This window comes from Paenibacillus sp. BT-177, assembly GCF_025846815.2.
Lineage (GTDB): Bacteria > Bacillota > Bacilli > Paenibacillales > Paenibacillaceae > Paenibacillus > Paenibacillus polymyxa_C.
On the sequence record NZ_JAOYTP010000004.1, the window covers coordinates 488,332 to 511,498 of the forward strand.

Consider the following 23,167-nt stretch of genomic DNA (forward strand, 5'->3'; position numbering starts at 1 on the left):
GAAATCTTTCTGCTGCTACATAACTTATGTCGTATTAGCGTAAAAGGTACCCCAAAAGATTACCCTAAAACGAGGAAGCGATCAACAAAAAGGCTTCACCCCAACGGGAGAAGCCACAAACTCAAGCTATAGCCAGTTGTTTCACCTACGATATACAGACAGTTACAAAGCATCTTCTTCCGTATTCTCTTGAACAGGCACGGATGAAATGCCAACCTTTGAAGCAATATCACTCTTTTTACGCCATTGACCTAATTCATGAATGACGGCTGAAGCTGTCTCCTTAATTTTGTCAGTATACTCGATGGAAGTATCTGAAATTTTCCCCGCAAGCTCCTGTCCCTTATCACTCACGTGACGTGCCTGGTCTGTAATATCCTGACGCAGCTCGCGACCTGACTTAGGAGCAAATAACAACGCAGCAACCGAACCAGCAATGCTGCCTACCAACGCGCCACGGATAAAGCTTTTGCAGTTCTCTTTCATATTCATCTCTCCCTTATGCCCGGGCGAATGCCCATCTGTTAATGCATTATAAGCATGGAGAGCCTGTCATGATACAGAGAACAAGCCAGAAAATTTCTACTTATTTTTGGAGCGGATACGATACAAGCAGCAACGACCTCCATCCGCCAAACAATCCTCACGGACAACCTCGGCATCAAGCAGCTCCTCAAACATTTGCTGTTCGCATTCACAAGCCTTGCGGTAACGATTGGCGATCTGAGAGATCGGACAATTGTATTCCATAATAGAGTAACTGCCATCCTCTTCCTCACGCCACTCTGCCATATAGCCTGAAGCGTTCTGGATGCCCGAAAGCTTTTCCACACGTGAAGCTAGTGTAGACTCACTCTCTATGTGAGGGGCGTAGCGCTTCATCATTTTACGTTTTCTACCATCAAATAACGAGTGAACAGCTTCCATTCCCTGCTCTTCATCCAGCTCCTCTAACAGTTCCAGTAATAGGTGATCATAATTACGAGGAAATTGCTCGCTTCCCTGATCGCTCAGGCTGTACAAAAACGTTGGGCGTCCCATCGCCTGTCTCAGGATCGTAGCCACAATCAGGCCATCCTGCTCCATTAATTTGAGATGCCTGCGCACCCCCATTTCGGTAATGCCCAATTGAGCTGCCAAGCTTCCGACGCCCACAGGTCCCTGGGTTTTCAACAGTGTCAAGATCATGCGCCTAGTGGGCATTTCGGGTACGATATACTTATCCGTCACTTTTGCCTTTACACTCCCTCGGGCTGAGGACCCAATTCCTTATTTAAATAATCGTGCACGTTAGATACAAAAAGCTCCAGCAACCCAGGCAGCTTAGGTGTAAGTGGGTGAAGGCTTGTCCTGTCCCAATGGAAATACTCCTGTACTAAGGGTTTACGTAAGGCTACCAGCTCTAATAGTGAATGAAATACGGTATCATCCAATACACCTTCCTCATGAATGATACCGATAATGTCCTCATAGCTACTGGCGTCACGCATAATAAAACCGTCGATGATATAGCTTCCTACGTCCGTTACCGTCTCAATGGCCAGATGAAGGCAGCGCTCCTGCACTAGCCCCTGCAACAGATCGCCGTTCCAGGCGGCGGATGTCTGGCGAAGTCCGGCGACAATGTCGGGAACAGCCCCTAGTCGAAGCTCAATTTGTTCCCGGTTGACATAATACAAAGTTCTGCACCTCCAGTAACCGCTTTAGATTTCATAATCAACTGCGATAGATACATCCTTCACTTCATTCATGTGTACAATAATTTCCTGATGCACAGGGTGTACCTGATACGTTTGCAAGTCTTCCAATGTTTCAACCACAGCGGTAAGAGAAATATCATAAGAGCGTTCCGAACGAATCACATCCGTACCTACTTCGAGTGACAGCAGCTCTTTGATCTTGCCATTCATGCTGCGCAAAATAGATGCCGTATGTTCAATGCTTTCAGGGGAGCGATCTTTCAATTTGAACAAAACAATATGTTTAATCATGCGTATAGGCTCCTTATCTTAAAAATGTTCTCTTGAAAATTTTATCATAACGCCCCACATACGGAAAGAAACTTTGTGATCTTAGCGATCTTTTCCACCATTTTTACCATCAGACTCCTTGTCCTTTAATAGGGCAAAAAAATTCTTAAGCTTCGGTGGAAGCGGCAGACCCATTCGTGAACAGTTTTCCGTAATTGAGATCAATTCGTTGGATAAATAGAAATACGTTGCCGCCCCTTTCATGATTTCCGTACCCATCAGGAGATCCACATGATGCGCCAAAGAAATCACCATGAGCATTAAAGCCTTTCTCGCCAACCCCCAAAAGCCGGCTTTACTGCTTAACCCTTGCCCAGTCTTCACGGCGGCGGCGACTCCAGTTACATAATCAACAGCCATGGCAACCGTGAATAGCACCATAAGCTGATTCCAGCCGCCAAAGGCAAACGTAATAATGGCTCCTGCGGTGGCACAAATCATACTAAACATACTCGGATTAATATTCATACCTGCTCCTCCTCTCGGGGCGGTTATTGTAATATATGCAGCGACGTGGTCACCCGTAAAGTCATATGACCTAAACGTAGATATGAATTCATAGATTCATATAAAACGAGCTGTGAATTTCACCATTTTCGAGCAAATACAATAAAAGCACCCTCAAAGCCCCATAAAGGAGCGATAAAGATGCCTTACTTATTTTTAGGGCAATATAATAATTGTCTACCTATTTTATCCATGACATTTGGTTTTTGCTTATCGTTTATATAAAAAAACAGGCTACCCTCTATCAAAAAAATTGAAGTAGGGTAGCCTGCTTTTCTTTTAAGTTTATTCTATTAACGGTGATCATTCCAAAAATTAAGTGGAGTCAGGTTATCATTCAACGGCTCGAACGAATATCCTTCTTTCTGCAAGGCCGCCATGATTTGTGGAAGCACCTTGATCGTAGATGGCTTATCATGCATAAGAACGACTGGTGTTCTGCCTTGCTTTTTCAGTCTCTTAATATCACTGAGGACCGTCTGTACAAAATGCTGCGGATTTTTAGTATAACGCCAATCATTCGAATCTATGTTCCAGTCCCAAATATGATAGCCTGCACCCGTCAGTTGATCACGGTATGCTTTCTTCAAATATGGTTTGCTGCCATAAGGTGTACGAATCAAAGAAGTGCGTTTCCCTGTGGCCTTAAATAAAATCTCGTTATCCTGATTCATCTCTGCCAGCGCTGCTGCCGGGGATGCATAGATCTTCTTCACCTGATGTGTCATCCCATGTAGGCCCAAACCATGCCCTGCGTCTACCATTCTCTTCATCACTGCGCTATGTTGGCGAATTTCAGGTCCCAGCATGAAGAACGTAGCCTTGGCATTATATTTGTCCAGAATATCCAGCAGCTGCGACGTATGCGCTGTAGGACCATCATCAAAGCTCAAATAAATGGTGCGGCTGTTAGGCTTGGCATTTCCCGTGCTGCCTGTATTGCTAGTTTTGCCTGGCTTGACAGCTGCGTACTGTTTAATTTCTGCCGCGAATGTATTCAAGAACTGAGCATCAGACAAACTAGCATTTGTATTCTGAATTCGATACACATTACTCGTAGGAATCGTAATAGTGAAGCCGAACGCATCGGTCAAAGTGCGAATCGGCACCATCGTACGTCCTCCACGCTCAAACACATCACCTTTGTTCAAATCCAGCGTAAAGCTGCGATTATGTCCAGTCAGCACTAACGTGTTTCCATTGGCCGAAGTAGAAATGCCCATCTTTTGCCCCAATGTAACGATTGGAACATACAACTTATCATTTTCCATTACAGGTTTAATCGTATTCGAATCTAGCAATACATCATTGACCCCAAGCAAAGGAGCCTTCGCTTGTGCACTCGCTGTATTCGTATGTATACCCAGCAAACCCAAACAACAGATTGCCATCAAGCATACAGCTATCCATTTTACTTGTAAAAGCTTCATCCACTACACCATCCTGTGCTGTATTTTATAATGTGCGGGAGCTATCTCTAGCTTGTCTATGAAGTTATACAGACATGACGATATAGACATGGCAATATAGACATTCACTCAACATAAAGAACATAAACGCATACTCAACCGACTGAACCGGACGTCTTTTGGCCCCCTATACATATTAATAGATTACCAGACTATAGTAGGTAAATATAGTAAAACAATTTGAAAACAATCTCGCAATCCATCTTACCAAATAAGTTACAAAGTTGTGAATAAATCGACTGTGTTTAGAAGGATACAAGTGGGTAGTTAAATTCTTTTGATGGAGCCTAGAGCCTACTACAAGAAAATGAAGGTAAGGTGCTTGGAGACAGATACAGTGGTATCTGTATTTACTTGGTTTGGTATTAGGGGGTGATATAAAAGAAATAGCTTAATGGATTGCCGCTTCCCAAGGTCTTTCCATATTGCCTATTCTATTCATGATACTTCAAACCTCTTTTTAACTTCATCCAGATAATTAGCAAGAAACAAATCCTTATTTGTAAAACCTAAATAATATTCATAGTCTTCCTCATCAACGGAAGAATAATATTCCTGATGAAATAAAACATTGAAATATTGTTTAAAATCTGAATCTTTTTTAATCACAATACATCTAAATAAATGATCAATTTCAATTGCTTTAATAATATCTTCTTTTTGCATCACTGAAAACCACATTATTTTCGGCGGTGTCTGATTCAGTTCATTCCAATGAGGTATAGATTCCTTCCATGGCAACACCCACTCAGAATTCACAAAAACACATCTCTCTGAGATAAAATTCTGTGTATTCACATCAAATAAATTCATGTTCCTTTCGTAAAAGGAAAATAATACAATTGAATCCTTTTCAATGAATAACCTTATCAAGTCAGCAATATTCTCCGTTGATATATTATGCTTAATCACACCATAAGGCCGTTTAAGATTTATTTCCAAATTCATCATCCTATTCATTTGAATTAATAGTGATCCGGTGTAGTTTAACCTGTCATAGGATCAATATATTGAAATTATTGGAACATTTGGTCAGGATCATAGATTTATTATCAGTCAAGAAGTAATAATAAAAAAGATCATAACACGAAACTATCTGGTATAGTGTACAGGCGTATTAGAGAAAAATTAAACGGGAGTAAGGAGGAGTAATTTTGTTAGACTTAGCGCCCAATTCATTCGGCACTGGGCGGGGGTAAAAATAAAGACCTTGAGATGATGTACTCTCAAGGTCTTTCTCTTATCCAAACTTTTTGTTGAGTCCCATTACTTACCATTCATATTCATTAGCTTTCTCTTCTCATCTAACCATTCATCTTCTCTTCTCACCCATTCTTCAGGACTTAATTTTTCGTCCGTCCAAAACGTAGAAGAGTCCACAGCATTACCATCTTTATCGGTTGCAATAACCGATGTCCTACTTTTACCGAAAACCAAATTGGGACAAATTTGGTGACCATCTTGGTTGTAAGTTAAACAGTGAACACCTATATTTCCCTTACAGCATTTTGAACCATGATTCTCTTCATTGTCTTCATAGAAACAACTTGCCTCTAGAACAATATGTTTCCATCCCATAAGACTCCTCCTTACACTTAATAAACAATACAGATTTAAATTGCTTAAAATCCACATTCGCTTATCCTTGTATATTTTTAGAATGTTTATTGTACGATTTGTTAAATCTGTACGTATAGTCAGCGTTTTTCAAGTCGAACATTTTGCCACTTACTTTCGGAGATTCGATTACCATTTGGATAGTAGCCGTAGGTCTTATTTTTTCACATGCGACTTCCCTAGTAAAACACGTTGGTTTCTAATGATTTTGGTATTCTAACGGGATCAGAGGAATTTAGCGAAATATCATACAGGGTTGATGAGGATTAAGTTCTGTTAAACTTAGCCGCCCGATTCATTCAGTAATGGGTGAACTCAAAAAAAAGACCTTGAGAATTATGTCCCAAAGGTCTTTTAATATAACTTATTATATTGGCTACTATAAGCTGTCTAAGTATACCAACAATATAGCCTAAGAGATGCAGTTTTAATCCTTGTCATTCGTCTAGTTCCACCATTGTTTGTAACTCCTCACTCGACATATATTTAATGTTATCGTATTCCCATCTCAAATGTCGGTTAATTGCCTTCCCTACTTCATCCCAAGTAGGACGGATACAATCCTTTAAAATCTTATTTATCTCTAGCTCCAACAAAGCTAGATCAAATTTACTAACAATGAATGTTGCCCTTCCGTTAAAAACATTACTTTCATTTAAAAATTCCGCTAGATATTCAGTTGAAATCACTTGGAAATGAAAGCAGTCCGCACCCTTATCATTCTCTTCTGAAATATAAGCTGTTGCTCTTATATTAAAATTCATCTGCTCTTTCGGACTTCCAACAAAATCAATACCTTTAAGCACAGGTACTATCACATGAATTCCACCTTTCAAATCATTTAACTTTTATATGGAAATTTCCACCAATGCTGTTTTCTAAGTTTAATTCTAGTGATCCATCTTTCTTAAAGCCATATCTCGCAACAAGGTTTCCATCTTTGCTAATAAATGTTTTATACCCATTTTTGGCAACACCTGAAGAATAGCCACTACCCACAAATTCTTTAACAATTCCCATCACTTTATCTTTAGTAACATACTCATCCGCTAATCCGGCAATACCTTTACTCGTTTTCCCCATTGTAGCAAGTGTTTTAGCGCTCAAGCTACACTCGGCGTTATGCACCCATATCCCTATATCGCTTACATAGTAGGTATGGAAATCATCAACCGTTATATTGTAGACCATAGCATGCTTATGCAATTTTTCAATGCTGTGTATCTCTAAACTATTCCTGTCAGTTTGAACAAGTAAATCACCGATTTGAAGGTCCTTAACAAACGTCCATCCTTTTCCATCAACCCAAAACGGATGATTATAAGTAGCTTCAATGGTTTGGTCGCCTACATAGATTCTATATATCTCATTTGTCTCATGGTTAAATGTAGTCGTAACCTCTTTATAAGCTACCTTACCCGTTGCCTCATCTTTGGAAAGAACCCTATCTCCGACCTCAATGTCTTCGATATTCTTCTCCCTTTCGTCTGTTTGAACCTTCGTACCTGCTGTAAAGCAATTACATTTACTTATAACATCTTTTACCGTTTTGCCCGTACTTGCACTTTTACCTTTAGTTACTTTAGCTATTGCAGGTCCTTCTACAAGGGAACCACTTACAAAACTTGCACACTGTACATCATAGTAGCAACCCATTACTGCATCAGATATACCTGATTTATCCCATTTAATACGAGCCGCGCCTTTAGGATACCATGTACCTTGTTTCACTCCAGCTGCGTAAATAGACCGCCCAAAATTAATAGAAATGTAATCTGGAATATAGTCTGCATTTTTACCTGAACCGCTGCAATATCCAGGGTGAGAATAATATTTCCCCCTAACCGTTGCTGTGCACCAATTCCCGGTTGGATCACTGTTTGTCAATGGATTATTATGCACATACGTATATCCATTCAGACTCAACGGCTCGTTTATCTCCCCCTGATACGTATCCTCACCCATAAAACGGGCTGTACCCGGATCATACCAGCGAGCCCGTAGGTACTGTAACCCTGTCGTATCATCCCAATACTCGCCAGCATAACGCAGCACGTTCGGAACGGTCTCTTTGACCTTCTCTGGACCGCCCCAGATATCGTAGCTGTAGCTATTCAGTTCCTTGCCCGAACTATTACTTAGGCCTACCACATCACCGTGACCGTTGAGCTGATAATATTGCAACTGCCCGCTTGCCTTGTCCTGTCTGGCCCACAGTTGACCGGACAAGTCATACACGTAAGCGTAAGTGATCTTGGCTGTTTCACCTTGGACCTCGGCTTCTGCAATCAGCTTCGCTTCTTCGTCATAGTAATATCGAGTCGTTTTGCCGCCCTCTGTACGCTCGTACAGTAGACCGTCTCCGTTATAGCTGTACCCTACCTCTTTGCCTTCACCGGTCACCTTTGTCAGACGGCTGGCAGAATCATACGTATATTCAGCACTTTTCATGCCGAACACTTTGCCACTGCCTTCAGCACTTCGGTTTCCATTCGGATCGTAGACATAGGTCTTATTCTTTTCACCAGCGGCTTCGCTGGCAATACGGTTTGACGGGTCATATCCAAACTGGTCTGTTGTTCCGTTTTGTGTACGTCCGATGATGTTTTTATTCCCATCCCGCTCATAACCAAATTGGTGCAGCCCCGTACCGCCTTGTTCTACCGTAACCCCGGACAAATCCAGTCCGTTGTAGCTGAATCGCGTACTCAATCCTCTGCTTGAAGCCTGGCTTTTCAGTAAACCATTAGGGGCATAATCAAACGTCATACGATCCAATGATCCGCCCGCAGCAGCACTCGCTTCTCCCAAACTCTGTACATTTGCCGCACCGGCCTCAGCGCTAATGTCCATTTGGGTAACTCGGCCCACACTGTCCAGCTTGGATTGAACGTGCATAGACGTGCCAGCAGCATCTGTTAGCACATAGCCTGTACGAGACTGCTTGTTGTATTCATAGCTGATGTGCGTACCATCAGGGTACTTCAGCCCAGTCAAGGCTCCATCTGATGGATCATAGGCATAGGAGGTCGTTCCCTGACCATCAGTCATGCTTTTTCTTCGTCCTGCGCTGTCATAGGTGTAATTGGTTTTAAAATCGGGACCCGCCGCTTCGGTAACTAATCCGTCAGCGTTATATTGAAAGGTAATGGCCTCCGATTTTCCTGTCAACATACGGGTGATGTTTCCATCTGTATCGTAAATATTTAACGTAGTTCCTCCGCTTGATTTCTCAAGTAACGTACGTCTGCCCAGCTCATCGTATGAATACACATTCTTTTGCCCATCAGGAAACTGAACGGTCTTCAAATTTCCGGCTAGATCATACACATAGCTGACCTGCTGTCCGGATGGATCAGTGACCGAGGTCATTTGTCCCAAAGCATCGTAATCATAGAGCGTGCGTTGACCATTACCGTCTGTACGGCTAGTGACCATACCCGCATAATTATAAGCTAACGATTCCAGCGGCTGAAATGATCCATTTTTAGCTTCTTGTGTGGAAGTCACACGACCTAAAGCATCTGATACTTCACGCACACGATAACCGGACGCATCCGTCTGAGTAACAGTACGATCCACTGCGTTATAAGTCACGGTATCTGTGGTTCCATCCGCATAGGTCGTCTTCACAGGTCGTCCAAAGGCATCATAGGCATAGCGAGTGGTTGCTTGTTCAGCATCCGTGCTTTCTACCATATCTCCATGATCATCATAACCATATCCGTAAATCGCATCACCCACCTGCTGCTGGAGCATCTGTCCGAATGGATTATACATTCTTTCAGCACTTACTCCATCTGGTCCGGTGACGGTGACATTGTTCGTATCATCCTTATACACCACAACCGTCTGAGTTCCATCCGGATAAGTAACCTTCGTTACACGTCCCAAAGCGTCATATACGTAGGACTCTGTTTTGCGCTTGGCATCTGTTTGGGACTTGATTTCTCCAGTCGGATAGTAGTCATACGTATACTCAACACCTTTAGGCAAGAGCTGTCTTGTTGGGAGCTGAGAACCATAGGGAGATTTATAATCAATCGAAACATCCGTATAGTTTCTGTCATCAATAAGAACTTTCTGACCACTTACATTCCCTTTTGCATTGTAAAAAGTATAGGTATGTGATAAAAGCTTCCCTTGCTCTGTACCTTCATAGTTTTTCAGTTCATACAATGCGCCCTCTGCTTTATAAGTTCGAACTGTCGTTCCAGTTTTTCCTTCACTTATTTTAGTAACCGTCTGGGTAGGTTGAATCCAGAAAAAAGGCTCACTAGAGGTTTTATACGTATGAACAGTCTCCAATCCAGTACTTTGGGATACTTTTAGTGGAAGACCATATTCATTGTAGTCATAGGAGGTGGTAACAGGCTCTGACGAAGAACCTCCTTCCGTATAGGACTCTTCCATTTGCACAGGCAAATTCCAATCCATGGCATCATTATACGTGTAGTTTATATGATAGCCGGTAGAATCTCCCTCTTGATCATAGCGGTTAAGAACAAGCTTGTCTGGTGTGTTATCTCCTCTAAAAACTTTACCAAAATGGAAGGTTTCTGTGTACGCGTCCCTTTGGCAACCACCGTCCACTCAGCATTTTTGCCATAACTGGCTAGATCTTCTCCGGAATACACGAAATCAAATTTATTTAAAAAACGATCGCCGGCAGTAGTACTGTACATATCAGCGCGTGAAGCCACCTTGAACACGCCTTGTGTACCATACACGCCTATCTGCTTGTTATAGGCTTCATACCGAATGTCTGTAATCGATGAAGTAGGTCGTACAATTCGTGTAAGGAGCGCGGTTTCATTGGATTGTAGAGCTCCAGTCTTTCCTTCACCATTTACGACTACATTAAAAGGAGCATCCATAAATGTGTACGCATAGCTTGTGCTTCGGGAAAGAGAATCCAATACTTCTGACAGCACCTTGCTGCTTCCCTCGCCACTTTGGCGATAGGTGTACTGATGGTCCGTGCCCTGCTCTTTAACAACAATTTGCCCGGCATTGTAAGTGAAGTCAAGCTCTTTGCCATCACTGTTTCGAATCGAACGAATAAGCTTTGCTCCACCAGAACTTGTATAATCAAACTCCACCCGATTCTTATACGCATCCTGGATTAAAATCAAATAACCGTCCTGATCGATATAATAGTCATTTCCATTCAGCACTGCTATTTTGTATGCACTGCTTACTCCCTGCACACTTGCGCTTTGATCTGTACTGATCTTCAGATCTTTGTATGCATATCCTTCTAGCTGCAAATCATCTCTCAGTTCATAGGAGCCTGTTCCCGGAATATACAAATACCGTTTACCATCCTGTTTCTGCATATGAGGAAGATCCCATTTCCAGCCTCTCCCCAGACCAGAAGCTGCTTCTTCCTCGCGGATGGCACTTGTGTTTGTATACAACCCTTCATTTTGCTGCACACCAATCTGATTATTTGCCAATGAACTGTTATACACACGAGTCAATGCAAAGGGCAATGACCCCGGCAGTACCAAATCCGTATTTTGAACAACGAGCTGTCCTGAAGCGGTGGACACACTGTTGTCACCATAGTCCATTCCATAACGAGACGTATCATCACTCAACCTGCTTTGTGCAAGCGCCGCCTGATCAAAAGGAGCATACACATCTGTTGTAGCTGATACCTGCAACAAACTTTGTTTAAATAAATCCTGCCCGATCAGTCCGCTTTCTCCTGGAGTCGGAGCATATACGGAATCATTTACTCGGGGTATAGATGGGATAACCATCTCAGTCGTGTCTGGAGCCGGCTCTTTACCCTCTTCCTTATCAAGTGGATGTTGAGTTGCCTTTTCATCCTGGGTGGTCTGAGCGGGCTTTTCGCCCTCCTTCAGTGCAGCCGACTCATCGGATGGTTCCACCTTTGTATTTGTGCTCAATGTCAGTCCATTCTGCTGTACCCACAAGCTTGGACTTTGTTCTGGTAATGAATTTTCTCCACCATCTTTTTGCCATGCTTTATAAATATCATACAGAGTATAGCCTTTGGATAACTGTGCATTGACCCACGCCTGATCCTTACCTGTTTGCTGTGCAAGCCAAGCTCTGGTAATAATCTGCGGAGTTGAAGACGTAGAAGACTGAGAAGTTGCTGCCTCTCCACGACCTGCTTCTCCATATGCCCATGTGCTCCATGAACCCAGTAACATCAGCACACATAGTAGACTACAAATATAACGTTTAAACACTCGCTCACCCCTATTTAATTTGTAAAAGGAAATACCTTCTTCGTCCGTTTAATGACGTTTCCGTTTAAATCATAATCCAATTGTATTTGATCACCGGTGAATAAAATAACTTTATTCAGTTGGTTTCCTTTGCCATATTCATATGAAGTATCTTTGCCAAGCGCCATATGGGCTGCCTTAATTACGGTTTGTAATGCACCGCTATTAATTTCTGACAGCTTCACATAAACCGTTTGACCTGCCTTCATCTCATACTCTAAGACCGTGTAATCCCAACCATATATTTGTGCTTGCTCAGTTGAGGAGAGAAGCTGACTACTAAAATCAGGGTCCGTAAACAAGGCTAGAATTGGCTGCTGTGCAGCAAAGTTGGATTTCTCCTTCACCGCAAAACGGTAAATCCCGTCTTCTTTGGGTGTAAAACAATATTTCCCTTGCTGACCTGCCGTAAAGTCAGCTTCCTTTTCTATGAGTTCAATGAGCTCGTCCAGCTTGCTGTCATCGTTATTTTTTACAGCAAATACACGATAAGGTGCCCCAAAGCTAACAGCAGGAGTAGTTGCTGCTACGGCAAGATGAATATTTGCGTTAGCTGGCACTTGCTGTTGATTGTCTGTCGCCTCTTTATGTTCTCTAATCACTTTTCCAGCACGATCTGCAACAGTGAACTGATATGTTCCACCCGTTGCTTTCGCATTCGTCAAAACAGGTGCTTCCTGGCTCCCGCGATTGATCCATACTTCCTGTTTGCCGCCAGACAAAGACGTTTTTAATAATGCTGGTTCTGTGCTTGGATCTGCTTTAATGTCATTGTTGAAATGAATGGTTACAGCTTGCGGCGAAGTGACGGTTACAACAAGTGTACCTCCCGCTCCAAGTGAGATTTCAGGTAAAGAAACACTCATACCTGCTCTATCCACCTTGGAATTCACACCGCTACCTTCTCCATACACGGCATAGTCATAGAGACGGCTTGTGTCTGAAGCATCTGTGGTTAATGAGGAAGCCTGTGAGCCAATATTATGGAATACATAGCTTTCTCCCTGCTTGATGGTAACCTGATTGCCTGTCGGTATCTCGGCAGCCTCAATATCGAATATTCCCCATACAGCTCCAAAGGTCACAGGTATTTCCGATACCGTCGTAACAATGGCATAGCCGCCAGCCTGAACTAATGGCAACTGAGTCGTATCAGTCGCCTGACTGTATATCGTCCCATCTGCTAGATAGTTAGTGTAGCTCCATTTCATCCCAGTGGTAGAAAGTACGTCTAAAGCCTTAGCATTCGGGCTTCTGTTGATAAATTTCCGACTTTCTCCCTGCTTTAACGTTATCCGATAATATGCCATTTGTGCGCTTAGTAAAGGCTTTATCTTAGTGCTATGGCTAAAGGTGATAGGCCGATCCGAAACATTCGTTACAATACCTACACCGTTCTCTATAATTTCCGGGTCAGCCAAGGTATTAAAATGGTCAGCTGCGAGTAGCCTGAGTCCCTTGTAACTGGCAAAATCAAATCTAGAACTACCACTGCTTTTGTTACGACGCAGCGTTTGCGGTGTGTTATCATGATTCTCGAAAATATAGGAATCCCACGGTTGCAGAGTCGTTTCCTGAAGTGGATCTCCATCATCTCCGCTGGCCTTAAAGCTCCGATAGATACCACCAAACGTGATTGGCGTGTCACTGGTTACCGTCACACCGGCCTTTTTACCTGCTCCAACCAAAAAGGTTGATTTCCCAGTACTGCGCCTGGATTGCTCTGTACCATCTGCTTTATACAGGACCACATCAAATTTTCCTTTAACGGTACTGGCTGTGTCGTGCAGATTCCTCAAATGATCACTAATATTAGTGAAAGCATAACTTTCACCTTTGGACAGTGTTACGCGTAAAAAAGCAGGATCATTGCTGGTTTCCCAAGAAAAGTCATCTGTATAGTCAAAGATAATAGGACTCGGACCGATTACAGTTACAATGGCATATCCCGAAGGCGGGATCATGGGACCAGACTGGCTGTTAAAACCAGAGGAATTTACCGTTCCATCCGGCTTGTAAATCGCATAGTCAAACAAGCTTCCTACCTTTTTGGAGTTATTGTAGATCGGATTCATTAGCGTACCGTTATTATGGAAAATGTAGCTTTTTCCTACCTCAAGCTCCACACGGCTGATGGCATCACCCCCCACAGGGCGAGCAATGAAATTGCGATAAGGTGCACCGTATGTAACCGGATTTGCAGTGACCTGGGTAATTACCGCATATCTGTCCACAGCAATCTGCGGCTTCGCCGTAGTGCTACTGCCGCGTGAAGCCTCTGTTCCGTTCGCTAGATAAACAACATAGTCAAGTTTATCTTTAGATGTACCATCACTTTCCACCGTATCCAATCGTGTACCCACATTGATAAACTGGTAGCTTTCCCCTTGATTTAAAGTAACCCGCGCATAAGCTGGCTCGCCGGTGCTTTCTATACTGTATTTGCCGTATGGAAATCCGAAGGTCACCGCATTTGCAGTGGAGCCTGTAATAATCAGTTCCTCGCCATCTGCCAAAGTAGGGTGCGCAATACTGTTAAGGTCGGAAGTGGATAAGGTTCCATCTGCCTTGTATTTTGCGTAATCAAAACGGCGATTGTCTGTATTTGACCCATCATGCTGAATGGATCGGGCTGTCCATCCTTCATTCACAACCCGGTAGCTTTCATTCTTAGAGAGCGTAACTCGCTCTAATGCCGGGTCCTCCGATGTACTGTAGGTGAAGACGTCCGTTACTTTTACGGTTAATGCTGCTGTTCCCGTATTCGTAATAAACGCTGTGCCTCCCCCAGGAACACCAATTGGGCTAATGCCGTAGTCCATATGGACAGTGCTGATATCTCCGTCCTCTTTGTAGCTTACACTATCGTACAGAATGCCTTTAGATTGAGAAGCGTTGCTGTATATAGATTTGCTAACTGTATCTGTATTCTGAAATTCATAACTTTCTCCGGGATCAATTATGATCGACGTATACTCTACCGCTGCCAAGCTCATCATGAGTGCATTATAAACGCTGTTTGTTGCAGAAGTTGGCGGTTCAAAAGAAACTGTTTCATTCGTGAGCGCCTGTTCCTTCTGTTCCGAATCTGCTTGAACTTGCTGCACCCCATCACTTAAGTCTTGTTTTTCCGCTCCTGCTACACCAGGCAAGCATAGCAAAGCGTTTGTTGCCAAAAGTGCCGTCAGAAACCATACCATTACCTTTTTACAAATCATCTAGCTGTATAACCTCCCTTTTTCTCATCAAAAAAATTGCATGTTGGGCTGCAAAAACCCACTTTTCTCTCTGACATCCTCACAATCGTAAGAGAAGAACATATTACCTCCATTTCCATAAAAAATGTTACATTTTAATATATCAACACCTTAAACTTCCATTTTTATAGGTCAAATGGACCTTATTTTCCATAAACCGGTTAAGCCCATGGGATTAAAAGAAAATCAGGATAGGAGTCACTTGCAAAGCCCCCTTCGGGTATAGTAGTATGTGTTTAAAAAAAATCGGAGGGTATATGCCTAAACAACAAGACAAACATTCCATTCAGGCGTGGTCTCTGATCAATCGCAAATATTTGGGAAAAGGCGTGCGTGTCAAACGTTTTCGCAAACCAACACGCTGTCAAGTACGCAATCGCGTTCTGCTTGCCGTTTTGATGGCTAATGACATTAAACTGTCCCAACTTGCCGAGGAGCTTTCCATCTCCTCTCGCAGCGTCAGCGCGTGGGTATATGAAGGTCGTATTCCCGGCAACACTAATCTGGAAAAGACGTGTAACACACTTGGTTATCCGCACCATATTCTATTTAATGAAGAGGTTGTCCGGCGTTCACCGCTCATTTGTCAACCATCGCCGTCCCGTTTTATGAAACGGACTGTAACTCGTTCTCCAGTTAAAAACCGGATTTTGGCGGGTTTGTGCATGGTACATGATATTTCGGTGACTGATGTCAGTCATTGGATTGGCGTTCACCCCGGTACATTTCGGAAATGGTTGCATCAGGGTACCGTTCCTTCGCAAACTTTCCAGGATCAGGCGGAACAGTTTTTCCGTATTCCAAAATCCATTTTGTTTGCTGATGCCATGCTGAAAAAGTAAAAATGTCCTTTAAAACAAAACGATTGATTTTTTCATGAAAGTCTTTGAAAGGAACGCATTACCATCTTTCATGCATAAGGCTTTCACATCATGTAATTCACAGAATATAAAAGCAAAAAAGCACAGTCTGCCGATTCCTCGGTGTACTGTGCTTTTTAGATAGCAAAATTTAAATGCTTCTTGCTTATAATTTATATACTTCTTAGGAATGAGCGCTTGCCGCTTCAGCTGAACGTCCACCTTCTGCCTTGATAGCCTTCAGCTTTTTCATAACCGGGTTGCCCCCACATCCAAAGTAGTCGTGAAGACGGCTGTATTCCTCATAGAGCTTATTATAGACGGCAGCGTTCTCAGGAATCGGTCTGAAGCTCTCGTCCCGTACACGTGCCATATGGCGTGCTGCTTCGACGATATTGTCGTACTCTCCAGCTTCAGCTCCTGCAGCCACGGCTGCCAGTCTGTCCTCCCAAACGTCCTGATTTAATGTTCCTAATAAATTTAGGTCACTCTTCTTACTTTCATTTCTGGTACCACTCTCATCACACACTTGTACGTACAGCTCAACCAGCTTTTTTATGTATTTTTTGATAGTTTTATGTATACATTTTCTAAAATGTATAGAAAAAACAGCCCATTTTCTGCAATCCAGAAAACAGGCTGTTCGGTATGGCGAGTAGCATGCCATTCAAAATTCAGCGTTGAACCCAAACGATTGATAGCCCCATTTCAAAATCCTCCAGACATTGCCTGAGCTGGTCCCGTGGATTCGCGTACAATCAACTCTGGAGGTATAATCCACTGACGATCTTCTTCACGATACCCCTTCTCTTTAATCATCGATAGCATGGTATCGGCGGCACGTAATCCCAATTCTTCCTTGGGGTGCCGAATGGTTGTAAGTTTGATTTCCGTGGCTGTCGCCAAAAATGAATCATCAAACCCAACCAGCGATAGATCTTGGGGAATGCTCAGGTCCGCCGAACGTACAATATCCAGTAGCCGCACCGCCAGTTCATCATTATAGGTCACCCATCCGGTCGGACGTTCCCCTGCCTCCATCGCCAGCAGCTGCGATGCGCGTTGTAACGGAAGCTCATTTTTTTCTTCAGTCCGGTACGTCGTTACTGCGTTCGGATGTAAGGTCACTCCATATTTACGGTGAGCAGCTACAAATCCCTTCATCCGCAGAATTCCTTGCATATCATCGGTTTTGAAAAAACCAGCCAATCGCCGATGCCCCAGCTTGATCAAATGCTCTGCTGCCAAAAAACCACCCTTCTCATCATCCAAACGCAGACAAGGTGCGTCCATCTCCTCATAACGCGCATTGATCATTAAATAAGGGATTTGGCGATTTTCCACGGTTAAATAATAGTTCAAATTGGGATTACGTTCCCCGCTTTTGGTCGGCTCAATAATAATTCCACTCAGTGGTTGACTCAGCAGCATTTCCAAGCACTGACGTTCTTGTTCAGGGTCATTACCTGTGCTTGATAGCAGTAGCTTGTAGCCCTGCCGGCTTAGCTTGGATTCAATTCCCTGTACAATGGATGGAAAAATATAATCCGATATATAGGTTGTAACGACTCCAATTGTCCGTGGATCTTCGGGTTCCTTATGATCCCGTGTTGCGACAAAGGTTCCCTTGCCCTGTATGCGAAACAGCCAACCTTCCTGTACCAGCTCACCCAGGGCCTGACGCACCGTTTGCCGACTAACTGCAAATTGTTCAGACATTTCATGTTCAGAAGGAAGCTGGCTTTGCGGCTCCAGTTTGCATGAATGAATCCATGATAAAATTTCCTGTTTAACTTGTATATATTTGGGCGCCATAATTTCCTCCGTACTTGCCATATCATGTACCTATTCGTATTCCGATTATAGCATATCGTCCATTTGTACATACAAATGTTACAGGAGCAGGATATCGTTGTATAGCTGCCGGAGGCGTAAAGCCATTCACAAATCCCTTCCCGTGCTTAGACTGAGTATCTAAATGACTCTGGTGTAGGTGTAACACACATTACGAACGGAGCAACTGGTGTTCATTCATATACTTGAGTCCGGTATAGCGATCACGCAAAGTATGTGCCGTACGCAAAGCACGATCAAGCTGTTCCTGCGTAACCCCCAGATCGGCAATGGTAGACGGACCTCCAACCTGAGCTAGCCATGCACGCATCTGTTCCGATGTAGGCAAAGTCCGATATACTTTAAAAGCCTCCACATCCTGATTGGCAGCCAATTCCCTGTACATATCAGACAGTAAAGCAGAGGCAACGCCCACTTTGGCACCATGCAAAACTTGCTTGCGCCCCTCTGCAATAAAATCCATCTCAATTCGGTGAGAAATATGATGCTCTCCACCTGATGCAGGGCGGGAATGATCAATCATCAACATCGAAATACCGGATGCAATAAGCGCATTCATCAACACCTCGACACCTGTCTTGCTGCCTGCCGCAATCTCATCAACATGCTCTACACAGGCACGTAAAGCCTCCTCGGTAATTCGGTTAGCCACAGGTGAATACGGCTCGTTTCCCAAATCTCTGGACACATGCCAGTCTGCTAATGAGGTAAACTTACCGAGCATATCGCCAAAACCCGCAGCAGTCATCGTTTGAGGGGCACTCTCCAGTACGGACAAGTCAGCGAAGATCGCCTCTGGCGGGACGGCTTGGAACGTCTGCTTGCTTCCATCCACAATTAATGGGGCACCGGCGGAGGTAAAACCATCTACGGAGGCAGCCGTTGGGACTGACAAGAACGGACGATTCATTTTATAGCATACAAAGCGAACCAGATCGTGAATTGTACCGGACCCTACAGCAAGTACAGCCTGACTTTGATCCGCTACACCCAGCAGAACCTTCATAATGTAAGTTTCATCAGCAATAACATCCCCTACCGCATTCGGAGGCAGCCGGACTACATCAACTGTCAAACCTGCTTCACGGATGAATTCAGCTACTTTTTTCCCTGCTGCCGCTGAAGTATGCTCATCCTCTACCAGAGTGACATGCCGATAATTCTGTTGAATCAAATAAGGAGCAATGGATCCAAGCGCTCCATCCCGTACCTCAATAAACAATTCAACCTTTCGGTGAGGATGATCAGCGTTACTAGCCTGCGCCTCTTCGTTCCACAGCTTGATTTGCTCATTCATATTCATTTCATCAGCCTCCTGAAAAAGGAATAATTTGTACAAGAATGATCCATACTAATAAATAGATTCCGTTTGAAAACGATTACTATTTAATTGTACGCACAAGTGTAGGTACAAGTCCAGAAAAAACGTACAAGTTACTATTCAATTCAACCATTCGAAAGGAACATGATTATGAAATTTGGAACGGACATTGCCTGCGCACTCGGGTTACTGGCAGGTACAACGTTTGGCAGTGGGATTGCTTTTTTGTTCGGCTGGCAAGCTTATCGCGCACTGACTTCTGTCACGGTTTTTGGCATTGCAGGGATTATCATTACCATTGCCGTTTTTCGCTTGCTGCACCAAAAGTCGCTTTCCACGTCCAATTCTCGGTGAAATTTGTTGGTGAACGAGCCCATTTTTATTTGCCTGCATACCTAAAAAACGGGTCTCACAAGCCATCGCAGCTTGAGAGTACCCGTTTTTGACTTGGAACCTATTTTACTTAATTCGTGTGAACTTCTGGATCAACGTCCAATTCATAATCAATTTCATCAAAACCGAATCCAAACAATTGAAGGAAATCCAAACGGTATTGTTCAAGATCACCCAGTTCGGATACGTTTTCGGTAGTAATCTCAGACCAAGCCGCTTTAACAGCTTGCTGCACATCCTCTCTCATTTCCCAGTTGTCCAGGCGAATACGCCCTTCTTCGTCCGTTTCCACAATAGATCCACTGTATAACGTTTCGAACAGACGTTGTGCCTGCTCAATACATCCCTCGTGTAACCCCTTTTCTTTCATGACCTTAAACAGTAAGGAAATATACAGAGGCACAACAGGTATAGCGGAACTGGATTGTGTAACCAAAGCTTTATTCACTGAAACGTAGGCCTTCCCATGATAAGGCTCCAGTTGCTTTGTTAAAGTATGTGCGGTGGCTTCCAAATCATTTTTAGCTTGGCCAATGGTTCCTTTACGATAGATAGCCTCCGTAATCTCGGGACCAATATACGAGTAAGCCAGTGTGGTTACTCCTTCAGCCAGCAGGTCGGCTTCTTCTAACGCTTTTAACCATAAAGACCAATCTTCGCCACCCATGACCGTGATGGTATTATCAATCTCCTCCTGCGTAGCTGGTTCCAGCGTAATTTCCGATACGACACCCGTATTCGTATTCACCGTTTTATTCGTAAAAGGCTGTCCGATAGGCTTGAGAACGGAATTGAAGGTTTCACCCGTATCTGGATGGGTCCGCCGTGGTGAGGCGACACTATACACGATCAGGTCTACCTTGCCCAGTTTTTCCTTGACCAGCTTTAACGTCTCTTGCTTAATTTCATGGGAAAAAGCATCTCCATTAATGCTTTCCGCTATGTAGCCAGCCGCTCTGGCCGCTCTTTCAAAGGCCACTGTATTGTACCAGCCTGCCGATGCTGTGCGTCCCTCTGAAGCAGGACGTTCAAAGGATACTCCAATGGTGTCAGCTCCCATACCAAAGCTTGCAGCAATGCGTGAAGCCAGTCCATAGCCTGTGGATGCTCCGATCACGAGTACCTTTTTAGCTCCTTGTAATGCTGTGCTGTCTTTGATGTAGTTGATTTGACGATTAACATGGGCCGCACATCCTACAGGATGCGCAGTCGTACATATGAAACCACGAATTTTCGGTTTAATAATCATTGCAAGGGTCCCCCTACTTTGGCATTCATTTAATATTGATGGAATGGTTGTCCAGTCATAACTATATTACAAATCAGCTTGTGGCTCAACATATAACATAGTACTTGAAGGCAACCGATCATATACTCGACAACAGACATCCCCGAACCACCGACTCTATAAAAAAAGAAAATCGCCGTAAACATCATAGTCTCCAGCGCTCTTTCACTCTACTATTCATTTTGACTCACTTTCTAACAACCGCACATCTTCTCCTTGCTGTTGTCTTTTTTTGATATTCGATCTTCCCCAGGTACACATTAAATCAATTATTTCATTTGCTGTTATACCATATTCTGTTATATAATATTCCACTTTTGGAGGCATTTGATTATACACATGTCTGCCAACGATGCCATCCTTCTCAAGTTCACGGAGCTGCTGTATAAGGACTTTTTGAGAAACCCCTGGAATACTACGCTGTAATTCACTTGTCCTCTTTCTACCAGACATTAGTAAGCATATGATTAAAGATTTCCACTTACCTCCGATGATCTCAAGTGTTGCTTCTATGCCTAAATTATATTGTTTCATACGACCACCTCTTCAACGCTAAAATAACTAAGTTGATCTGATTAATATTATAATCCCATATCTTTACTCTAAGTACCATGCACACTTTCAAGTAACAATATTACTTTATTGTGCGTATTTACTTTTTTTATAGCGTACAGAATAATAAGACGTATCCACAAAAAGCAAAAGATGCTATGTAAGAAAGGTGATTTATGATGAAGACTCTCGTGATTTTAGCACATCCGAATATTGAAGATTCCAGAGTAAATCAAAGATGGAAACAAGAATTACTTCAATATACCAATGAAATTACAATTCATGAAATTTATAAAGAGTATCCAAACTGGAGCATTGATGTTTTGAAAGAACAAAAGTTACTTGAAGCACACAACAATATCATATTTCAATTCCCTTTATATTGGTATAGTTACCCTCCTTTATTAAAAAAGTGGTTTGATGATGTTTTTACCCATGGATGGGCTTATGGTTCAAAAGGTGATAAGTTAACAGGAAAGAAGCTAGGGATCGCTATGTCGATTGGTGATAAAAAAGAAAACTACTTATCTACTGGTTCCGTTACATTTACGGTAGATGAAGTCATAGCCCCTTTTAAAGCAAGCGCAGTACATGTTGGCGCCACGACATTACCCTATTTTGCTGTCTTTGGAGCCTCGTTTCAAGCAAGTGATGAAGACATTAATCATAGTGCGAAGGACTATATTAAGTATATATTCCAGTATAAATAAAATGGCTATTTACACGCAGCATTTTAAGCATATAAAAACAGGTTCTTGGTGGCATCCAGCCAATCCAAGAACCTGTAAATGTTAGGTATAATGCGGTCGAGAGGACTCGAACCTCCACGGGGGGTTAGCCCACACGGACCTGAACCGTGCGCGTCTGCCAATTCCGCCACGACCGCATACTATGTACTGACGGCAACATCTTTAATTACCGTAATTAAGATTATATCTTGCATAGAATTTAAAAGCAAGCCATTTTTATATTATATTTTCTATGAATAATACTAGCAAATATAATAAAATCACTGGATATCACCAACCAGATATGGTAAGATGAACGCATCAGGAAAGGAGGTGCGTCAACATCAATAATCACATGTTGAGCGTATCCCTTACCCGGTCCGTTATTCTCTAATTTACAGAGTTGACGGAGGCGCGGGATACGGATCAAGGTTTTAATTAAGCGCCACGGGTAGAAAGACCGTCCACGGACGGTCTTTTTTATTTCAGTATCATACTTAATATAGATAAGATTACATAATGTGAAAAGAGGCGTTACAATGTCGATTAGACCTGTGAAAGTAGAAGAGTTGAAAGAACTGGTAGCCATCTGGCTGGATGCTTCTGTAGAAGCCCATCATTTTATTGCTCCACAGTATTGGAATTCTCAAGCTGCCGAGATGGAGAACAAGTACCTTCCCCTCGCTCAAAACTACGTTATCATACAGGATGATCATACGATTGGCGGCTTCGTTTCCATGTTGGATGGATACTTGGCTGCTCTGTTTATACGTGTTGATTCTCAAAGAAAAGGCTATGGCAAGCTACTATTAGATTGGGTTAAGAAGCAGCATGACGAAATTCAATTAAAGGTGTATCAATCCAACACGAAAGCATTTAACTTTTATACTAAAAATGGATTTACCATTCAAGCGGAATCTGTGGATGCCGAAACTGAGGAGAAGGAATTTGTGATGATATGGACTAAACATTAATAATAATGAAGCACCCTTTAACTTTTTAGAGCAAAGGCTCCGCTCCCGTAT

Annotated in this window: 20 protein-coding genes, 1 tRNA gene and 1 pseudogene; 4 read left to right on the forward strand and 18 right to left on the reverse strand. The window is 43.0% G+C overall.

The features are described from left to right. Positions 1 to 162: 162 nt before the first annotated feature. The 12 genes from OIU26_RS15855 to OIU26_RS15910 all read right to left on the reverse strand — a co-directional run bounded on the left by OIU26_RS15855 (position 163) and on the right by OIU26_RS15910 (position 15,089). Positions 163 to 486: a YtxH domain-containing protein gene (locus tag OIU26_RS15855; RefSeq protein ID WP_058829383.1), complete on the reverse strand. Its 324-nt coding sequence runs from the start codon at positions 484 to 486 to the stop codon at positions 163 to 165. Positions 487 to 582: 96 nt separating this feature from the next. After that, positions 583 to 1,230: a helix-turn-helix transcriptional regulator gene (locus tag OIU26_RS15860; protein ID WP_016819697.1), complete on the reverse strand. Its 648-nt coding sequence runs from the start codon at positions 1,228 to 1,230 to the stop codon at positions 583 to 585. 8 nt (positions 1,231 to 1,238) lie between these two features. Continuing rightward, positions 1,239 to 1,679 carry a DUF86 domain-containing protein gene (locus tag OIU26_RS15865; RefSeq protein ID WP_013370455.1) on the reverse strand — a complete coding sequence of 147 codons (441 nt, stop codon included), beginning with the start codon at positions 1,677 to 1,679 and terminating at the stop codon, positions 1,239 to 1,241. A gap of 24 nt (positions 1,680 to 1,703) precedes the next feature. Continuing rightward, positions 1,704 to 1,991: a Dabb family protein gene (locus OIU26_RS15870; protein WP_013309679.1), complete on the reverse strand. Its 288-nt coding sequence runs from the start codon at positions 1,989 to 1,991 to the stop codon at positions 1,704 to 1,706. 81 nt (positions 1,992 to 2,072) lie between these two features. Then, positions 2,073 to 2,498, reverse strand: coding sequence for a phage holin family protein (locus OIU26_RS15875; protein ID WP_013370454.1), 426 nt, complete (start codon positions 2,496 to 2,498; stop codon positions 2,073 to 2,075). Between the two features lie 332 nt (positions 2,499 to 2,830). Continuing rightward, on the reverse strand, positions 2,831 to 3,967 hold the full coding sequence (locus OIU26_RS15880) for a polysaccharide deacetylase (protein WP_264217356.1): 1,137 nt from the start codon (positions 3,965 to 3,967) through the stop codon (positions 2,831 to 2,833). A 477-nt stretch (positions 3,968 to 4,444) separates the two neighbouring features. Beyond that, positions 4,445 to 4,954 carry a hypothetical protein gene (locus tag OIU26_RS15885; RefSeq protein ID WP_264217402.1) on the reverse strand — a complete coding sequence of 170 codons (510 nt, stop codon included), beginning with the start codon at positions 4,952 to 4,954 and terminating at the stop codon, positions 4,445 to 4,447. A 318-nt stretch (positions 4,955 to 5,272) separates the two neighbouring features. Then, positions 5,273 to 5,584, reverse strand: coding sequence for a hypothetical protein (locus OIU26_RS15890; RefSeq protein WP_264217357.1), 312 nt, complete (start codon positions 5,582 to 5,584; stop codon positions 5,273 to 5,275). 476 nt (positions 5,585 to 6,060) lie between these two features. After that, positions 6,061 to 6,441: an Imm8 family immunity protein gene (locus OIU26_RS15895; protein ID WP_040101677.1), complete on the reverse strand. Its 381-nt coding sequence runs from the start codon at positions 6,439 to 6,441 to the stop codon at positions 6,061 to 6,063. Between the two features lie 19 nt (positions 6,442 to 6,460). Further along, complete coding sequence (locus tag OIU26_RS15900; RefSeq protein WP_436449157.1) at positions 6,461 to 10,060, reverse strand: polymorphic toxin-type HINT domain-containing protein; 3,600 nt, start codon at positions 10,058 to 10,060, stop codon at positions 6,461 to 6,463. Between the two features lie 20 nt (positions 10,061 to 10,080). Next, entirely contained in the window at positions 10,081 to 11,850 is a 1,770-nt protein-coding gene (locus OIU26_RS15905) for a DUF6531 domain-containing protein (RefSeq protein WP_264217358.1), read from the reverse strand. Positions 11,851 to 11,864: 14 nt separating this feature from the next. Further along, positions 11,865 to 15,089, reverse strand: coding sequence for a hypothetical protein (locus OIU26_RS15910; protein ID WP_264217359.1), 3,225 nt, complete (start codon positions 15,087 to 15,089; stop codon positions 11,865 to 11,867). A gap of 314 nt (positions 15,090 to 15,403) precedes the next feature. Between OIU26_RS15910 and OIU26_RS15915 the strand changes: the two genes are divergently transcribed. Next, positions 15,404 to 15,988: a helix-turn-helix domain-containing protein gene (locus OIU26_RS15915; protein ID WP_013370447.1), complete on the forward strand. Its 585-nt coding sequence runs from the start codon at positions 15,404 to 15,406 to the stop codon at positions 15,986 to 15,988. 202 nt (positions 15,989 to 16,190) lie between these two features. Here OIU26_RS15915 and OIU26_RS15920 read toward each other — a convergent pair. The 3 genes and pseudogenes from OIU26_RS15920 to OIU26_RS15930 all read right to left on the reverse strand — a co-directional run. Further along, positions 16,191 to 16,439 (reverse strand): annotated as a pseudogene (locus OIU26_RS15920) (FGGY-family carbohydrate kinase); the annotation flags it as partial. A 275-nt stretch (positions 16,440 to 16,714) separates the two neighbouring features. Then, positions 16,715 to 17,821 (reverse strand): GntR family transcriptional regulator, encoded by a 1,107-nt coding sequence (locus OIU26_RS15925; protein WP_058829378.1) that lies wholly within the window; start codon positions 17,819 to 17,821, stop codon positions 16,715 to 16,717. A gap of 190 nt (positions 17,822 to 18,011) precedes the next feature. Next, complete coding sequence (locus tag OIU26_RS15930; protein WP_264217360.1) at positions 18,012 to 19,163, reverse strand: sn-glycerol-1-phosphate dehydrogenase; 1,152 nt, start codon at positions 19,161 to 19,163, stop codon at positions 18,012 to 18,014. 168 nt (positions 19,164 to 19,331) lie between these two features. Here OIU26_RS15930 and OIU26_RS15935 point away from each other — a divergent pair, with 168 nt between their 5' ends. Beyond that, entirely contained in the window at positions 19,332 to 19,535 is a 204-nt protein-coding gene (locus tag OIU26_RS15935; RefSeq protein ID WP_040101679.1) for a hypothetical protein, read from the forward strand. A gap of 109 nt (positions 19,536 to 19,644) precedes the next feature. Here the strand turns inward: OIU26_RS15935 and fabV are convergent, their stop codons facing one another. Continuing rightward, complete coding sequence (fabV, locus tag OIU26_RS15940; protein ID WP_264217361.1) at positions 19,645 to 20,823, reverse strand: enoyl-ACP reductase FabV; 1,179 nt, start codon at positions 20,821 to 20,823, stop codon at positions 19,645 to 19,647. Between the two features lie 216 nt (positions 20,824 to 21,039). Continuing rightward, positions 21,040 to 21,396 carry a winged helix-turn-helix transcriptional regulator gene (locus OIU26_RS15945; protein WP_064796177.1) on the reverse strand — a complete coding sequence of 119 codons (357 nt, stop codon included), beginning with the start codon at positions 21,394 to 21,396 and terminating at the stop codon, positions 21,040 to 21,042. A 197-nt stretch (positions 21,397 to 21,593) separates the two neighbouring features. On the opposite strand from OIU26_RS15945, the gene OIU26_RS15950 reads away from it, so the two are divergent. Beyond that, entirely contained in the window at positions 21,594 to 22,124 is a 531-nt protein-coding gene (locus OIU26_RS15950) for an NAD(P)H-dependent oxidoreductase (protein WP_264217404.1), read from the forward strand. Between the two features lie 91 nt (positions 22,125 to 22,215). On the opposite strand, the gene OIU26_RS15955 is transcribed toward OIU26_RS15950, so the two are convergent. Beyond that, a tRNA-Leu gene (locus OIU26_RS15955) sits at positions 22,216 to 22,300 on the reverse strand. A 381-nt stretch (positions 22,301 to 22,681) separates the two neighbouring features. Between OIU26_RS15955 and OIU26_RS15960 the strand changes: the two genes are divergently transcribed. Next, positions 22,682 to 23,116, forward strand: a complete 435-nt coding sequence (locus tag OIU26_RS15960) for an N-acetyltransferase (protein ID WP_264217362.1) — start codon at positions 22,682 to 22,684, stop codon at positions 23,114 to 23,116. Positions 23,117 to 23,167 lie beyond the last annotated feature (51 nt).

Bases quoted from the DNA above. Each gene is read 5' to 3' on its own strand.
- OIU26_RS15870 (WP_013309679.1), bottom strand. From the start codon at position 1,991: ATGATTAAACATATTGTTTTGTTCAAATTGAAAGATCGCTCCCCTGAA.
- OIU26_RS15855 (WP_058829383.1), bottom strand. From the start codon at position 486: ATGAAAGAGAACTGCAAAAGCTTTATCCGTGGCGCGTTGGTAGGCAGC.
- fabV (WP_264217361.1), bottom strand. From the start codon at position 20,823: ATGATTATTAAACCGAAAATTCGTGGTTTCATATGTACGACTGCGCAT.
- OIU26_RS15900 (WP_436449157.1), bottom strand. From the start codon at position 10,060: ATGGATTGGAATTTGCCTGTGCAAATGGAAGAGTCCTATACGGAAGGA.
- OIU26_RS15945 (WP_064796177.1), bottom strand. From the start codon at position 21,396: ATGAAACAATATAATTTAGGCATAGAAGCAACACTTGAGATCATCGGA.
- OIU26_RS15915 (WP_013370447.1), top strand. From the start codon at position 15,404: ATGCCTAAACAACAAGACAAACATTCCATTCAGGCGTGGTCTCTGATC.
- OIU26_RS15875 (WP_013370454.1), bottom strand. From the start codon at position 2,498: ATGAATATTAATCCGAGTATGTTTAGTATGATTTGTGCCACCGCAGGA.
- OIU26_RS15910 (WP_264217359.1), bottom strand. From the start codon at position 15,089: ATGGTATGGTTTCTGACGGCACTTTTGGCAACAAACGCTTTGCTATGC.
- OIU26_RS15925 (WP_058829378.1), bottom strand. From the start codon at position 17,821: ATGGCGCCCAAATATATACAAGTTAAACAGGAAATTTTATCATGGATT.
- OIU26_RS15930 (WP_264217360.1), bottom strand. From the start codon at position 19,163: ATGAATATGAATGAGCAAATCAAGCTGTGGAACGAAGAGGCGCAGGCT.
- OIU26_RS15935 (WP_040101679.1), top strand. From the start codon at position 19,332: ATGAAATTTGGAACGGACATTGCCTGCGCACTCGGGTTACTGGCAGGT.
- OIU26_RS15960 (WP_264217362.1), top strand. From the start codon at position 22,682: ATGTCGATTAGACCTGTGAAAGTAGAAGAGTTGAAAGAACTGGTAGCC.
- OIU26_RS15950 (WP_264217404.1), top strand. From the start codon at position 21,594: ATGAAGACTCTCGTGATTTTAGCACATCCGAATATTGAAGATTCCAGA.
- OIU26_RS15885 (WP_264217402.1), bottom strand. From the start codon at position 4,954: ATGAATTTGGAAATAAATCTTAAACGGCCTTATGGTGTGATTAAGCAT.
- OIU26_RS15890 (WP_264217357.1), bottom strand. From the start codon at position 5,584: ATGGGATGGAAACATATTGTTCTAGAGGCAAGTTGTTTCTATGAAGAC.
- OIU26_RS15880 (WP_264217356.1), bottom strand. From the start codon at position 3,967: ATGAAGCTTTTACAAGTAAAATGGATAGCTGTATGCTTGATGGCAATC.